Origin of the sequence: Pseudoalteromonas sp. SW0106-04 (assembly GCF_001293805.1) — a bacterium.
Taxonomy (GTDB): domain Bacteria; phylum Pseudomonadota; class Gammaproteobacteria; order Enterobacterales; family Alteromonadaceae; genus Pseudoalteromonas; species Pseudoalteromonas ruthenica.
In genome coordinates this window covers 1-15,085 of record NZ_BCAI01000026.1, presented here as the reverse complement: position 1 = coordinate 15,085, position 15,085 = coordinate 1, and the positions used below count along the sequence as shown (strand labels likewise).

The following is a 15,085-nucleotide window of genomic DNA, read 5'->3' as shown; positions in this document are numbered from 1 at the left end:
AGAGCGAAAAGAATTTTAAAGATTTTCCTGACGAACATAGCGTTTTGGAACCACCTGACTCCATGCCGAACTCAGAAGTGAAACGAAACAGCGTCGATGATAGTGTGGGTTCGCCCATGTGAAAGTAGAACATCGTCAGGGCCTTATTAAGAGAAACCCGTTGCAAAAATGCAGCGGGTTTTTTTATGCGTGTAGGCAAGGCTTGAGCCTTGCAACACCCAGTCAGGGTAAAACCTTGACCCACAACAGATCGAGACACCCATTTGGGCCTGTTTCCTGTAGGCAAGGCTTCAGCCTTGCAACATCTAGTCAGGGTAAAACCCTGACCTACGACACAGCGCCATCTGTCACCGCACCTGTAGGCAAGGCTTCAGCCTTGTAACATCCCAGTCAGGGTAAGCCCTGACCTACAACAGATCGAGACATCCGTTGGAACCGGTTACCTGTAGGCCAGGCTTCAGCCTTGCAGCATCTAGTCAGGGTAAAACCCTGACCTACAAACACAGCTAAACATTCATCACCACACCTGTAGGCCAGGCTTCAGCCTTGTAGCACCTTTGTCAGGGTAGAACCCCGACCTACAGCACAGCGCCATCTGTCACCGCACCTGTAGGCCAGGCTTCAGCCTTGCAACATCTAGTCAGGGTAAACCCTGACCTACAACACAGCATCACCTTTCACCACACCTGTAGGCAAGGCTTCAGCCTTGCAACATCTAGTCAGGGTAAAACCCTGACCTACAACAAAGCCTCTCTAAGGCTTAAAATTAAAATGGGAATTCTAAATATACGGGAGTAATAAAGGAGGAGTGTTCCCCGGCATTGCGGCTGCGAATATCAGCCCTTGAACCCTAAGGTTCAAGGCGGAAGACACCTGTAGACCGTAGGCTTCTCGGTACATGCCGAGCTTGCACAGTAGCCCACAAGATGTGTTCCTAATCAAAGTTTATCGGCTCAGGGACATCATTCGCTGGCCAACAAGCTAGGGAACTCTTTCAGTATATAAGACACAGGCCTAGGGATACAGCCTCAGTTACAAATTATCACGTCATTTGCTGTTAAAGTAAGCGGGAGTCTCATCAAGTGCTGGATATTTGATCGCTGTCATACAATACTGTGGAGTCGGCCTCGCAGCAGTGGTAGCATTAATAACTGTAATTTAAAATATTTCGTCATACGCGAGCCTATCATGAGCGACCAACGTACCTACCAACAAGCACAGCAACTTCTCGAGAGTAATGATATTTTTGTAATGCCGGCTGAAGTCCATGGCATTATAACTGGGTTGTTAGCCTGTGGTGTCGATATTGAAGAGAAAGACTACCAAGGGCTGTTGTGTGATGTGCTGAACGACGGTATCAGTTTTGAGAAAAACCTGAAACACTGGCTTAGTGAACTCTATACCCAGGTGGTAGAGAGTTTCACAAATGAACAGTTACAGTTTGAGATGCTATTGCCCGATGAAGAGGACAGCCTTATCGACCAGGCGAATGCCTTGGTTGCCTGGGTCAATGGCTTTTTACTTGGTTTTGGCTTAAAACAGCAGGACTACGGTAAGATCTCCGGCGATGTCAAAGAAGTGATCCAAGATTTCACTGAAATCAGCCGCCTCGATACCCACTTTGATGAAACAGAAGAAGATAAACAAGCATTACACGAAGTGCTTGAGTACGTGCGCGTATCGGCTATGTTGTGCTTCTCCGAGCTGGGCAAGCATGAAAACACTGCACAAACATCAAAGACTTTACACTAATGACTATTAGCAAAAACGAATACCTAATGCGTCAGCAGCGGTTATTGGCGCAAATGAAAACTAATTCGGTAGCCGTGATCCCGGCGGCCAAAGAAATTACGCGCAGCCGCGACACCGAATTTCCGTTTCGCCAAGATAGCGACTTTTTCTATTTAACAGGATTCAACGAACCGGATGCTATGTTGGTGCTGATCAATAGCGAGCAGCAGAAATCGATACTTTATTGTCGCGCCAAAGATAAAAGCGCTGAGATTTGGCATGGCCGACGCTTAGGCGCAGATGCCGCCAAACAGCAGCTGCCAGTGGATGAGGCTTATACCCTAGCAGAGCTGGAGCAGGGCCTGCTTGATGCCGTTAATCAAAAAAGTACCTTGTACTACGGCCAAGGTGTTTATAGTGACGTAGATAACCAAGTGCTCGCGCTTTTGAACACCTTACGTGGTGCCCCCAAAAAAGGTTATCGCGCCCCTGAAGTGATCCGTGATATTCGCACTTTAGTACATGAAATGCGTCTGTTTAAATCAGACGCAGAAATAGCCATTATGCGCCGCGCCGCAAAAATTAGTGCCGAGGCTCATGAGCGCGCTATGCGTTTTGCAAAACCCGGCGCCACCGAGTACCAATTAGAGGCGGAGCTGCATCACCATTATGCTATGAATGGAGCCCGTCACCCTGCTTACGGCACTATTGTCGGCAGTGGTGACAATGCCACTATTTTGCATTACACCGAAAATGAGTCGACCTTGAAAGATGGCGACTTAATATTGATAGACTCGGGATGCGAGCTCGATGGTTATGCAGCCGATATCACCCGAACCTTCCCGGTTAATGGTCGCTTTAATGCTGCGCAAAAAGCCCTCTATCAAGTGGTACTGGATGCTCAGCTTGCCGCTTTGGAGGTCGTAAAACCTGGAAACACCCTCGCGCAAGCAGCTAAAGTGGTGAACCGCATGTTGACCGAGGGGCTGGTGAAACTAGGTCTACTTGAAGGCAATATCGATGAGCTTGTCGAAAGCCAAGCGTTTCGCGCGTTTTACATGCATGGTCTCGGTCATTGGTTAGGGCTCGACGTGCACGATGTGGGTGAATATAAAAAAGATGAGCAAGATCGTGAGTTTGCCCCTGGTATGGTGCTGACCATAGAGCCTGGTCTCTACATTGCCGAGGATGCGCCGGTGGCGGAGCAATATCGCGGTATTGGTATCCGTATCGAAGACGATGTTCTGGTGACAGAAAAAGGGCACGAAAACCTCAGTGCCAGCGTACCAAAAGACATTGCCGCTATAGAAGCATTAATGCAGGAGAGTTAAAGGGTGCAGCACACTGATGTTGTTATTGTTGGCGGTGGGCTTGTTGGAAGCACACTGGCTAATATTCTTATGCAGCAATGCCCCAAGCTGAGTATTGCTGTTATTGAAGCCCACGAGTTACAAAGCTACCACCCCAGCTTTGATGATCGCTGTATCGCTTTGGCAGCGGATTCTGTGGCGTATTTGCAGCAACATCAGCTGTTTGACACCGCTGTGGACTATGCCAGCGCAATCCAGCAAGTGCAGGTTTCAGATCGTGGTCATTTTGGTAAAACGCAAATTCATCATCACGACTATCAGCTCAATGCGTTGGGCTATGTTGTTGAGGTCCGCCCTTGGGGTCAGCGACTTACGCATGCCGCAAAAGAGCACAGCCAGTTAGCTTGGCATTGCCCGTCGCGCGTGAGTGATATAACACTGCATGCTGATTACAACTGCGTTACTCTTGATTGTGGCGCGCAGTTATGGGCTAAGTTAGTGGTGATAGCGGACGGTGCGCAGTCGCCAACGCGCTCATTAGTGCATATAGATTTTCCTACCACACAGTATGAGCAGCACGCGCTGATCGCTAACGTCCAAGTCCAAGGTGGGCACCATCACCATGCTTTTGAACGCTTTACTGAGCACGGCCCTATAGCGCTGTTGCCTATGTCACAAAACCGCTATTCATTAGTATGGTGCGATAATCCACAGAAGTTACACACCATGCAACAACTAAGTGCAGCGGAGTTTACCGCTGCCCTGCAACAGGAGTTTGGCTACCGAGCTGGGCTCTTTACCCAAGTGGGAGAGCGCAGCGTGTACCCGTTAAGCTTTGGCCAGGCGCAAAGCCTGAGCAGCCATCGCACCGTGGTAATAGGAAATGCTGCCCACGCCATTCACCCTATCGCTGGGCAGGGTTTCAACCTTGGCCTGCGTGATATCAAAGAATTAGCACAGCGTATTCGCGATGCTGATGCAAATAGCTTGGGGAATTATCATTTTACTCAAGGTTACAGCCGTGCCCGTCTTGACGATGTTCGCCGAGTGATGCAGCTTACCGACTCATTAGTGCGGCTGTTCTCTAATGGCTCGCGTACCCTTGCTTTAGGGCGTAGTGTTGGCCTCAGTGCGATGCAATTATGTAGTTCGCTGCGCCAACCTCTAGCAAAACAATTGATGGGATTTAATTAATATGCACCAAGCAAAAGTAGCCATTGTTGGCGGTGGTTGTGTAGGCTTAAGCACGGCGCTGGCACTGAGCTTAAAAGGCATCTCTGTGGCCGTTATCGACGCCAAAGGTAGTAGTGAGCCGCTGAGTGAGGAGTTTGGGTTGCGCGTGAGTGCCATTAATCACGCCAGTGAAGCGCTATTTCGAGAATTGGGTGTATGGCAGGGTATAGCCGCGCAACGCATGACCCCTTATACGCAAATGGACGTGCGCGATAAAGATAGCTTTGCGCATATTCACTTTGCCAGCGAAGAATATGATGTGAGCCATCTGGGTCATATCATCGAAAATGATGTGATCCACCGGGCATTGGTGGAAAAGCTAGAGCGCCAAGATAACGTTACCCTGCTTTTTAACACCGCCTACAAAGACATCCATCAAGGTGATAATAATGTGCTTATTACCTTAACCGATGGCACGCCGGTGATGAGTGAGCTGTTAATTGCCGCCGACGGGGCCAATTCGGGAGTGCGCCAGCGTTTCAACCTGCCTATTACCTTTAAAGATTATGGTCATCATGCCCTGGTAGCCACAGTAAAAACGGCGCAGCCCCATGATAACTGTGCGCGACAGGTATTTTTAAGCGACGGCCCGCTTGCCTTTTTACCACTGGCCGATCCCCATTACCATTCTATTGTTTGGTCCTGCTCACCACAGCAGGCCGCCACTTACCAAAACATGAGTGAGCAAGAGTTCAATAAAGCCTTGTTTGCTGCGTTTGATGGTCAATGCGGATTATGCACCGTGCAATCAGCGCGAGCGGTGTTCCCGCTGACTATGCGCTATGCCCGGCAATGGGTGAAAGAACGTATTGTGTTGGTTGGCGATGCCGCCCATACCATTCACCCTTTGGCAGGACTCGGCATGAACCTAGGCCTGCAAGATGCGGCACGACTGAGTGCGCTTATTAGTGACGCACTGACTGATTCGATGACCGCCACAGCGCGGGCATTGCGTACCTATGAGCGTGAGCGTAAGCTCGATGCGCAAAAGCACATTGCCACCATGGGCGCACTCAAAGGGCTGTTCGCAGGTGATAATCCAGTGAAAAAAATAGTGCGCGGCCTGGGCTTAAGCGCGGTTAACGAGATAGCGCCATTAAAGCAAGCTTTTGCTGAGCAAGCCCTAGGGCAACGCCGTTAGCTCAATCGTAAAGTGATAAACTCGGCGAGTTTATCAATGGCTTGCAAAGATTCCTGGCCGCGCTTGATAAGGCTGATCCCAACCTGGCCCAGTGCCGGCAATACATCGGAGTTAGCGGTGTAGGGCAGCTCTTCGGGCACGGTTTTACGAGCGAGTACGGTAACCCCAAGCTGCTCTTTTATGGCTGCTGTGAGGCCGGTTAAATCGGCATTGGTGTAAACAATACGCCAAGATACACCGGCTTGCTCCAGCGCTTCAATCGCGCGGCGGCGATAAATACATCCCTGTGGCGCCACAACCAAGGTGACCGGCTCGGTAAGCTTAGCGGGGGTATTACCGACCCACACCAAATCATCTTGTAAAAAGCTCGGGTAATGCGGGTTGTCCAGTTGCTCCACTAGGGTGAGCACTAAATCAAATTCGTCACGATTACTCACATGCATCAACTGTTTGCTGAGCTCAGATTTTACTTCCAGTGAAACATCGGGGTACAACGACACAAAGTCACCGATGATGGCCGGTAAAATACTGGCGGCAAATTCACTGGGGATCCCCAAACGCACCTTACCGGTGATGGTTTCGTTGCTAAACAACTGCAAAATGGCGTCATTGTCTTTGAGCATTTGTTTTGCCAGCGGCAACAGTTGCTCGCCTTGATGGTTAAGAATCTGCCGTTGGCCTTGCTTTTTGAATAGCTTACGCCCGAGCAGCTCCTCTAAGCGCTTTATTTGCAAACTCACGGCGGGTTGCGACAGCCCGAGCAGCTCACCCGCCTTGGCGAAACCGCCAACTTCAACTACGGTCACTAGCGTGCGCAAACTGTCGGTAGGGATATTTTTCATATTAATAAAGCCAATTTAAAAGGTTTTATACATTGCAATTATTTATCAATCGATAAAAAATTACAATTTGTTGTTAATTTAGCCCAGCTCTATACTGGCCTCAGTTTAGTGCTAGAAAGTAGAAACAGCTATGGCTATTCAGTCGGTATTCTTTGCTCGCCATCAAGGCGTTAACAGTGCCTCGAGCAATACCTTTGTCAGTGCTCACGAACAAGTCATCGATTTAGGCGGCAGTGAAGTGCTGTTATTCTTAAAAAGTTTACGTGACTGTACCCTTAACTGGGCCAAGCAGCCAGGCATGGCAGTTCGTTACCAGCTTGATACAGTGAGCTTTGATGCCTTTTTCTTTAGCGACAGCGCATTGCGTCTAGTGACCACAGAAGCAGATAAATTGATGCCCATACTCAATAGTGCCAGCGAGCGTTTTGATGTTGATGTGTTACCGCGCCCAGAGTTACAAAGCCTCCATTTTCAGGGCCCGGCAGCCTGCGACTTTCTGCAACACCAGTTTAGTTTGTTTAGCGGCATGGCCCTTGGTCGTGTTGAGCAACATTACGGTGTGCAACGGGATGATTATTTTGTCGTTGCCAGTGCCGCCGAGCAGCAGTTTTACCGCGTATTTGCGCGCAGTTCAGCGCTTGATACACTCAAGCAGCAACTTGTTGATGCACACTTTAACCCCAAGGCTGATGCAGCTTAGTGTGAGTACAACATAGTGTACGCATTACTGTTTTAATGTGTGAAAAGTAAATGTTAATTTGGGTGCCAGCGGCGCATAACTTATGTATAATCGCGGCCCATGTTATTCCCCCTCGAACAACGAGGCCACGCCCACCATACTGGGTTTGTAAAACGTGAAGGAATATTATGTCTTCTAAAACACCTCTACACGCCAAGCACCTTGAAGCCGGTGCTAAAATGGTCGATTTCCACGGCTGGGATATGCCGATTAACTACGGTTCGCAAATCGAAGAACACAAAGCGGTGCGCACTGATGCCGGTATGTTCGACGTATCACATATGACTATTGTTGACGTGCAAGGCGATGACGCCAAGGCATTTTTGCAAAAGCTGGTTGCCAATGATGTTGCTAAACTGACAGTAGCTGGCAAAGCTTTGTACACCGGAATGCTTAACGAGCAGGGCGGTGTAGTGGATGACCTAATCATTTACTACTTCAGCGAGAATGAATATCGCCTTGTTGTTAATTCAGCGACTCGCGATAAAGATTTGGCGCACATGGCTAAAGTAGAGGACGGCTTCAGTGTGACCGTGACCGAGCGTCCAGAATACGCCATGATTGCCGTACAGGGCCCTAATGCTAAAGCCAAAACGGCCACTATCTTAAGCGCCGAGCAGCAGCAAGCCGTTGCTGATATGAAGCCGTTTTTTGGTGTTCAAGCGGGTGATTTATTTATCGCTACAACAGGCTATACTGGCGAAGATGGTTACGAAATTGTCGTACCTAACGAGCAAGCAGCCGAGCTATGGCAGCAACTGCTTGATGCCGGTGTTGCCCCAGCAGGCTTGGGTGCTCGTGATACCTTGCGCCTAGAAGCTGGTATGAACCTATACGGTCAAGATATGGATGAGAGCGTTTCGCCATTGGCTGCTAACATGGCTTGGACCATCGCTTGGGAACCTGCTGAGCGTCAATTCGTAGGCCGTGAAGTCGTTGAACAGCAGCGCGCCGAAAAGAGCACTCATAAGCTGGTTGGCTTAGTGCTGGAAGAAAAAGGCGTGTTACGTAGTGGCTTAAAAGTAGTGAGCGATGCCGGCGAAGGGGTGATCACCTCGGGTTCGTTCTCACCAACGCTTGGTCACAGTATTGCCCTTGCTCGCGTACCGCGTGACATCGGCGAGACCGCGCAGGTAGAAATGCGTAAAAAATTAGTCAATGTTAAAGTGGTTAAACCTTGCTTTGTGCGTCAAGGTAAAGCCGTAGTATAAGAATTTAAACTTAACACCAAAGGAACAGATAATGAGCAACATTCCAAGCGAGTTAAAGTACGCCCCGTCACACGAATGGGTTCGTCCTGAAGGCGACGGCACTTTCACTGTAGGTATCACCGAGCACGCGCAAGAGCTTTTGGGTGATATGGTATTCGTAGAGCTGCCTGAAGTGGGCGATGAAGTTGACGCTGGCGAAGACTGTGCCGTTGCTGAGTCTGTTAAAGCAGCTTCAGACATTTACGCGCCAATTGGTGGTGAAATTGTTGCCATTAACGAAGAGTTAGAAGACGCACCAGAAACGGTCAACAATGACTCTTACGGTGACGGCTGGTTGTTCCGCATTAAAGCCTCTGACGAATCAGAGCTGAGCAACCTGCTTGATGCCGAAGCGTATCAAAGTAGCATCGACGACGAATAAGCGTCGGTAGGGCCCCGGCCCCAAAAAGCCCCGTTTCGGGGCTTTTTAAGTTGTGCCGCCATATCGGCACCTTTACAGGTTTAGTGACGTGCCTGCATGTAGGCCATAACCCCTCACTAGGCCGCGTTAATTTCTTGGATCATAGGAATCTGGACACATGTCAAATGCCAAATCTCTTGAGCAGTTAGAGCAAAAGCAAGATTTTATTCGTCGTCATATTGGCCCAAGCCCGGCGCAAATGAGCGACATGCTAAGCGCTCTTGGAGTATCGAGTGTTGAACAGCTGATGGAACAAACCGTTCCTGCCAGCATTCGTCTTGAGAACGGCCTGCAAATTGGTGAAAGCCGCACTGAGGTTGAAACGCTGAGCTACTTAAAGTCAGTAGCAAGCAAAAACAAAGTATTTAAATCTTACATTGGTCAGGGCTATCACCCCACCCATGTACCTCATGTGATCCTGCGTAACGTTCTGGAAAACCCAGGATGGTACACAGCCTATACACCTTACCAGCCAGAGATTGCGCAAGGGCGTTTGGAGTCACTATTAAACTTCCAAACTATGTCGATGGATTTGACTGGCCTAGACTTAGCGAGCGCTTCTTTGCTTGATGAAGCAACGGCGGCAGCTGAGGCCATGGCGCTTGCTAAGCGTGTTGCCAAAGCGAAAAAAGCGAACAGCTTCTTTATCGCCGACGATGTGCACGTACAAACCATTGATGTGGTTAAAACTCGTGCCGAGCAATTTGGCTTTGACATTATCATTGGCCCTGCTCAGGAAGCGGCTAACCACGACATCTTTGGTGCCTTATTCCAGTATCCAACAACCAGTGGTGAAGTCGTTGACTTAACTGATCTTATCGCGGCGGTACAAGACAAAAAAGCATTGGCCTGTGTTGCAGCAGACATCATGGCCCTGATGCTACTTAAAGCGCCGGGTAAACTAGGTGCCGACGTAGTACTTGGTTCAGCGCAGCGCTTTGGTGTGCCTATGGGGTATGGTGGCCCTCACGCCGCTTTCTTCACCACACGTGACAAATACAAGCGTTCATTGCCAGGTCGTATCATCGGTGTATCAAAAGACCGCCTTGGTAATGATGCACTGCGCATGGCGATGCAAACTCGTGAGCAGCATATCCGCCGTGAAAAAGCCAACTCAAACATTTGTACTGCACAGGTGTTACTGGCGAACATGGCAGCGTTCTATGCGGTTTACCACGGTCCAGAAGGCCTTAAAACCATCGCCGAGCGTATCCACCGCTTTGCTGACATTCTAGCTGCTGGCCTGAAAGAGAAAGGCGTCACGCTTAAGCACGACACTTGGTTCGACACCATCACGGTTGTGGCACAGAACAAAGAAGAGGTGGTTGCTCGCGCGCTTGCGGCACAAGTGAACTTTGCCACCAACCACGCGGGCGAGTACTCGGTATCGGTGTCTGAGACCACCACTCGTGAAGACATTGTTGAACTATTCGATATCATTCTGGGTGAAGGCCATGGCCTTGATGTGGCTGCCCTTGACGCACAAATCAGCGCCACTGGTTCGCAGTCTATCCCAGCTAGCTTAGTACGTGATGACGAAGTGCTGACGCACCCGAACTTCAACTCGTACCACAGCGAAACAGAAATGCTGCGCTATATTAAGCGCCTAGAGAATAAAGACTTAGCGCTTAACCACTCAATGATCTCCTTAGGTTCATGTACCATGAAGCTAAACGCAACCGCCGAGATGATCCCGATTACCTGGCCGGAGTTTGCAAACTTGCACCCATTCTGCCCGCTGGATCAAGCCGAAGGCTATCAGATCATGATTGGTGAGCTGCACGACTGGTTGGTTGATATTACTGGTTACGATGCTGTATCAATGCAGCCAAACTCCGGTGCTCAGGGTGAGTACGCAGGCCTTATCGCCATTCGTAAATACCACGAGTCACGCGGCGAAGGTCACCGTAATGTATGCTTGATCCCAAGCTCTGCCCACGGTACTAACCCCGCTTCAGCGCAAATGGCGAGCATGAAAATTGTTGTTGTTGATTGCGATAAGCAAGGTAACGTCGATATGGACGACCTGAAAGCCAAAGCGGCCGAGGTATCGGAAAATCTATCTTGCATCATGATCACTTACCCATCGACGCACGGTGTATACGAAGAAACCATTCGTGATATTTGTGATATCGTGCACCAGCACGGTGGCCAAGTTTATATGGATGGCGCCAACATGAATGCACAGGTAGGGGTCACAAGCCCGGGCTCAATTGGCTCTGACGTATCGCACCTAAACCTGCATAAAACTTTCTGTATTCCACACGGTGGCGGTGGCCCAGGTGTGGGTCCAATCGGTGTTAAATCGCACCTTGCGCCATTTATGCCGAATCACAGCGTGATCAACGTGCCTGGCACGAGTGTTGATAATGGCGCGGTATCAGCGGCGCCTTATGGCTCAGCGGCGATTTTACCTATCTCATGGGCATACATTGCCATGATGGGCAGCGAAGGCTTACGCCAAGCGACCGAAACCGCCATTGTGAATGCTAACTACCTTGCACAGACACTCAGCGAGCACTTCCCAATTTTATACCGTGGCCGTAACGACCGTGTTGCGCACGAGTGTATTATTGACCTGCGTCCTTTAAAAGACGCCACGGGCATCAGTGAAATGGATGTCGCCAAACGTCTACAGGACTATGGTTTCCACTCACCAACTATGTCGTTCCCGGTTGCCGGCACCTTGATGGTTGAGCCGACAGAGTCGGAATCAAAAGTTGAGATTGATCGCTTTATCGAAGCGATGGTGGCAATTAAAGGTGAAATCGAGAAGATCGCTTCGGGTGAATGGTCTATCGAAGATAACCCACTTGTTAACGCACCGCACACGCAAGCTGACGTACTAAGCAGCGATTGGGACCGCGCGTACGACCGTTTCTATGCGGCATTCCCAGTACCGAGTGTGGCAAAAGACAAGTTCTGGCCAACGGTGACCCGTATTGATGACGTATACGGCGACCGTAACCTACTGTGCTCTTGCCCAGCGGTAGAGACCTATCGCGACGAGTAATGGGTGTTATTCTCGCTGCACAGCGAGGGCTAATTAACTAAATTGGAAAGCGCCCCTAACAAGGGGCGCTTTTTTGTGGATGCTATTCGGCGAATGACCGCCTGTAGGTCGGCTTTGCTCTTCTTGTAGGTCAGGCTGTAGCCTGACAAGAAGGGTATATAGTTTGGTATTTGCCGCCAAGGATAACCTTGTAGGTCAGGCTTTAGCCTGACAAGAAAGATATATAGTTTGGTATTTGACGCTAAAGATAACCTTGTAGGTCAGGCTTTAGCCTGACAAGAAAGATATATAGTTTGGTATTTGACGCCAAAGATAACCTTGTAGGTCAGACTTCAGTCTAACAACTTGATTTTCCTGATAAATCTAAACTCAGGCTTTTCAAATTACTCTCTTGTCGGGCCGCCGACTTCGGGTCAGAGGAAATGCGCGCCCATTTCCTCTAACAACTCCTAGGGCGCCCGTAATTCGCTCATGCTTCCGAACTCAGGTCTTTTGCTAAACGCTGCGCTTAGCTGCTGACACGATTTAACAGCACTTCCCTGTGCTGGTAAATCTAGCTCGGCGTCGTGCCTCACTGTCAGCATCACGCTTCGCAACAAAAGTTGATTTCCCCAGCGCGAATTTAAACGGGGGGTAGGGTGCTGGTAGTTGCTTGCATGGTGGAAAGTTTTGATGCGGCTTTAAGAATGTAAAACGTGTCTGCCTGTAGGTCAGACTTCAGTCTGACAACTTGATATTCCTGATAAATCTAAACTCAGGCTTTTCAAATTACTTTCTTGTCGGGCCGCCGACTTCGGGCCAGAGGAAATGTGCGTCCATTTCCTCTAACAACTCCTAGGGCGCCCGTAATTCGCTCATGCTTTCGAACTCATATCTTTTGTTAAACGCTCCGCTTAGCTACTGACACGATTTAACAGTACCTCCCTGTGCTGGTAAATCTAGCTCGGCGTCGTGCCTCGCTATCAGTATCACGCTCCGCAACAAAAGCTGATTTCTACAGCGCGAATTTAAACGGGAGGATAGGGGCTGTGAATTGGTGCAAGACTGTTGTATTAAGTTGCTGTTGGTAGCGCAGCAATTATATTTTAGCTGTAGTGTGGGTTAAGATTTAAGTAACCTCTTGCTACATAGAGCTTTCTTTAATAATATAAATTTAGCGCGAGCGTACCGCTCGTTCTTGGCAGCCATAAATTCAAGTAGGAAAAGAAGTCCTCCAAAAGAGGACGGTACAATAGTACCTAGTGGGGACACCCCCAAGGCCGCCAGCCCAAGTGTACGGTAGTGACGCTTCGCTTACTTACCGTCCCCTTTAGGGCCGGCAGCAGCACCTTCGGTGCTGAAACAAACTGGTCCGAAGAAATGTATGCAGTTGTTTTCTACTGATTATGGTGTAAAAGAGTATAATTTCTTCACTAAGCGAAATTCGTTGGACCAGTTTATTTTTAATGGATTATTGTAAATACCCTAAAGCTCCGATCTTAAGTATAAAGAAGTTATGTTTACACTTAGGGGTTGCAGAAAGCAATCTTAAAAAAGCATTACTTATTCCCCACAACTTAAGATACAAAGACCCTAGCTCCCCCGCCTATAAGAAAGACGGTTCGCGAAGGTTAATTAAAAGTCCTAAAGATCCAATTAGGACTATTCAAAGAAAGTTAAATTCAAGATTATTCTCTCATGTGAAATGGGCTAGTTACCTTTATGGCTCAATCCCGAAAGGTAAAAATGGTGATATAAAGGACTATATAGGTGCAGCAAAAGTGCATTGCCAAGCAAAAAGTATATGCAAGCTGGATATATCTGACTTTTTTAACAATATAGCTGAACCACATGTAATAGAAATGTTTCGCTTGTTTTTTAGATTTTCAGAAACTGTAAGCAAGGATTTGGCAAACGTTGTTACATATAAAGGAAACCTAGTGCAGGGGGCGTTAACTTCAAGCTACCTAGCTATGCTACTGTTTTGGGATTTGGAGCCACAGTTAGTTTCTAGGTTAAAGTCAAAGGGTGTTAAATATACAAGACTAGTTGACGATATTACACTCTCAAGTGAAGTTCATAACTTCGACTTTAAGCTCTCCATTAGATTAGTAGAGGAGATGCTCGCAAAAAAGGATCTGCATCTAAATGAGGTTAAGGTCAAATCAAGCTATATATCTACAGAGCTACTCTTGGTTCATGGTTTGAACATAAATAACGATACTCCGTGTCTTCCCAAAGGTGAGTTGAGAAAAGTTAGAGCTGCAGTTCACAACTTATGTAGTGAAGCAGATGAAGAAATACGTAAAGAGTATTGGTATAGAAAGGAGTTTGAGAAGTGCTTAGGGAGAGTTCATAAGCTTAAAAGTTTCGGAAAAACAAGAAGTTTCAATAACTTAATGAATAAACTCAACCGAGTCAAGCCGCTTGCTTCAAAACAGGATCTTAAGTATGCGATGAAGCGAGTAGCTAGCTTAAAAAGAGACTATAAAAATCGTAGAAAACGTTCATCATTTACCTATCGCAAAAGATACTTTATTGCTCAGTACAAAGTTGGATTTTTGAAAGATGATTACAGCCTTGAGCATAATTTACTTAGAAGCGAGTTGAAAAGGGTTAAGCCAAAGTGAGAAGTTTCATAAAAATAATATTTTCTTTTTACCTTATTACTTTAATTTCTTTTTTATTATTTTTCTTTTACGAGTTTTATAGCAATAATGGTATAGAATTTAACTTTTGTATTTCTCAGAAGTGTTTTGACTTTGTTTCTAACCACTTTGGAAATTTAATTTCTCTTTTTGATTGGATTGTTACTAGCTCAGCTATATTTTTTGCAGCTGCTTCACTGCTGATAAACTTTAAAGTTTATCAGAGTTCGGTTAAGAATAACAAGATGTCAAATCACTTGGGTCATTTGTCATTCTTCAATAATTATCTAGAAAGTGAAGTGTCAAATTTAGAACATGTTTCTATTTTGAGTTTAAATAATAATAAGCTCTACTTTTTCATATTTCCTAGATCCGTAGATGGTGAAATTTTGGTTAGTGACGAATACAAAGATAAAATTTCTGATATACGCCAGCTGCTTATTAATTCTTCTAAGAATAAGGGGGTACATTTCGATTATAGAACCCATCAAAACTCTTTAATATCACACCTTGATGAAATGGGAATAAGTATGGTTAATATGCATAAAAAAAGACTTCTATAGGGTCGAGAGTGAAATTATTATTTTGCTTGATTCTATTAGTCAAACTTTTTCCAAGGCTGCTGATGTGTATCGGCTCAAGGATATAAATAGGCACTATCAATAACTACATGTAAACAAAAGTGCAGCTATTGGGGCCAGTTTTTGCATTGACCTTTGAAGTTGTTGTACTTTAGGGGTATAAATTCAGATATGGAATTAATCGATAAGAATGGATA

11 protein-coding genes, 1 rRNA gene and 1 other RNA gene are annotated in these 15,085 nt (G+C 47.3%); 11 read left to right on the top strand and 2 right to left on the bottom strand.

Going from position 1 to position 15,085, the window contains the following annotated elements; translation table 11 throughout:
• Positions 1-26: 26 nt before the first annotated feature.
• Positions 27-141, top strand: a 5S ribosomal RNA gene (rrf, locus tag W04_RS18455).
• 667 nt (positions 142-808) lie between these two features.
• On the opposite strand, the gene ssrS is transcribed toward rrf, so the two are convergent.
• A non-coding RNA gene (gene ssrS / locus W04_RS18790) (6S RNA) lies at positions 809-991 on the bottom strand.
• A gap of 197 nt (positions 992-1,188) precedes the next feature.
• Here ssrS and W04_RS18450 point away from each other — a divergent pair.
• The 4 genes from W04_RS18450 to W04_RS18435 are packed head-to-tail and all read left to right on the top strand — an operon-like array spanning position 1,189 to position 5,415.
• On the top strand, positions 1,189-1,752 hold the full coding sequence (locus W04_RS18450; RefSeq protein ID WP_022946246.1) for a UPF0149 family protein: 564 nt from the start codon (positions 1,189-1,191) through the stop codon (positions 1,750-1,752).
• Positions 1,752-3,062, top strand: a complete 1,311-nt coding sequence (pepP, locus tag W04_RS18445) for a Xaa-Pro aminopeptidase (protein WP_053911911.1) — start codon at positions 1,752-1,754, stop codon at positions 3,060-3,062. Before W04_RS18450 ends, pepP begins: the two co-directional genes overlap by 1 nt.
• A 3-nt stretch (positions 3,063-3,065) precedes the next feature.
• Positions 3,066-4,235 (top strand): 2-octaprenyl-6-methoxyphenyl hydroxylase, encoded by a 1,170-nt coding sequence (ubiH, locus tag W04_RS18440; protein ID WP_053911910.1) that lies wholly within the window; start codon positions 3,066-3,068, stop codon positions 4,233-4,235.
• A 1-nt stretch (position 4,236) separates the two neighbouring features.
• Positions 4,237-5,415: an FAD-dependent oxidoreductase gene (locus W04_RS18435; RefSeq protein WP_053911909.1), complete on the top strand. Its 1,179-nt coding sequence runs from the start codon at positions 4,237-4,239 to the stop codon at positions 5,413-5,415.
• On the opposite strand, the gene W04_RS18430 is transcribed toward W04_RS18435, so the two are convergent.
• Complete coding sequence (locus W04_RS18430; RefSeq protein ID WP_045980655.1) at positions 5,412-6,257, bottom strand: LysR substrate-binding domain-containing protein; 846 nt, start codon at positions 6,255-6,257, stop codon at positions 5,412-5,414. The two genes, W04_RS18435 and W04_RS18430, sit on opposite strands and share 4 nt — an antisense overlap.
• A 130-nt stretch (positions 6,258-6,387) precedes the next feature.
• Between W04_RS18430 and W04_RS18425 the strand changes: the two genes are divergently transcribed.
• The 6 genes from W04_RS18425 to W04_RS18400 all read left to right on the top strand — a co-directional run bounded on the left by W04_RS18425 (position 6,388) and on the right by W04_RS18400 (position 14,870).
• Positions 6,388-6,957, top strand: coding sequence for a hypothetical protein (locus W04_RS18425; protein WP_022946241.1), 570 nt, complete (start codon positions 6,388-6,390; stop codon positions 6,955-6,957).
• A 167-nt stretch (positions 6,958-7,124) separates the two neighbouring features.
• A complete protein-coding gene (gene gcvT, locus W04_RS18420; RefSeq protein WP_053911908.1) occupies positions 7,125-8,207 on the top strand; it encodes a glycine cleavage system aminomethyltransferase GcvT in 1,083 nt (360 codons plus the stop codon).
• 31 nt (positions 8,208-8,238) lie between these two features.
• Positions 8,239-8,628 (top strand): glycine cleavage system protein GcvH, encoded by a 390-nt coding sequence (gene gcvH / locus W04_RS18415; RefSeq protein WP_053911907.1) that lies wholly within the window; start codon positions 8,239-8,241, stop codon positions 8,626-8,628.
• 157 nt (positions 8,629-8,785) lie between these two features.
• Positions 8,786-11,680 (top strand): aminomethyl-transferring glycine dehydrogenase, encoded by a 2,895-nt coding sequence (gcvP, locus tag W04_RS18410; RefSeq protein WP_053911906.1) that lies wholly within the window; start codon positions 8,786-8,788, stop codon positions 11,678-11,680.
• 1,445 nt (positions 11,681-13,125) lie between these two features.
• Positions 13,126-14,289: a reverse transcriptase family protein gene (locus W04_RS18405; protein WP_053911905.1), complete on the top strand. Its 1,164-nt coding sequence runs from the start codon at positions 13,126-13,128 to the stop codon at positions 14,287-14,289.
• Positions 14,286-14,870, top strand: a complete 585-nt coding sequence (locus W04_RS18400; RefSeq protein ID WP_053911904.1) for a retron Ec48 family effector membrane protein — start codon at positions 14,286-14,288, stop codon at positions 14,868-14,870. The genes W04_RS18405 and W04_RS18400 overlap by 4 nt, the downstream gene beginning before the upstream one ends.
• The last annotated feature ends 215 nt before the right edge of the window (positions 14,871-15,085 follow it).

Coding starts and splice junctions, on each gene's coding strand:
- W04_RS18450 (WP_022946246.1), top strand. CDS start 1,189: ATGAGCGACCAACGTACCTACCAACAAGCACAGCAACTTCTCGAGAGT.
- pepP (WP_053911911.1), top strand. CDS start 1,752: ATGACTATTAGCAAAAACGAATACCTAATGCGTCAGCAGCGGTTATTG.
- W04_RS18435 (WP_053911909.1), top strand. CDS start 4,237: ATGCACCAAGCAAAAGTAGCCATTGTTGGCGGTGGTTGTGTAGGCTTA.
- W04_RS18430 (WP_045980655.1), bottom strand. CDS start 6,257: ATGAAAAATATCCCTACCGACAGTTTGCGCACGCTAGTGACCGTAGTT.
- W04_RS18425 (WP_022946241.1), top strand. CDS start 6,388: ATGGCTATTCAGTCGGTATTCTTTGCTCGCCATCAAGGCGTTAACAGT.
- gcvT (WP_053911908.1), top strand. CDS start 7,125: ATGTCTTCTAAAACACCTCTACACGCCAAGCACCTTGAAGCCGGTGCT.
- gcvH (WP_053911907.1), top strand. CDS start 8,239: ATGAGCAACATTCCAAGCGAGTTAAAGTACGCCCCGTCACACGAATGG.
- gcvP (WP_053911906.1), top strand. CDS start 8,786: ATGTCAAATGCCAAATCTCTTGAGCAGTTAGAGCAAAAGCAAGATTTT.
- W04_RS18405 (WP_053911905.1), top strand. CDS start 13,126: ATGGATTATTGTAAATACCCTAAAGCTCCGATCTTAAGTATAAAGAAG.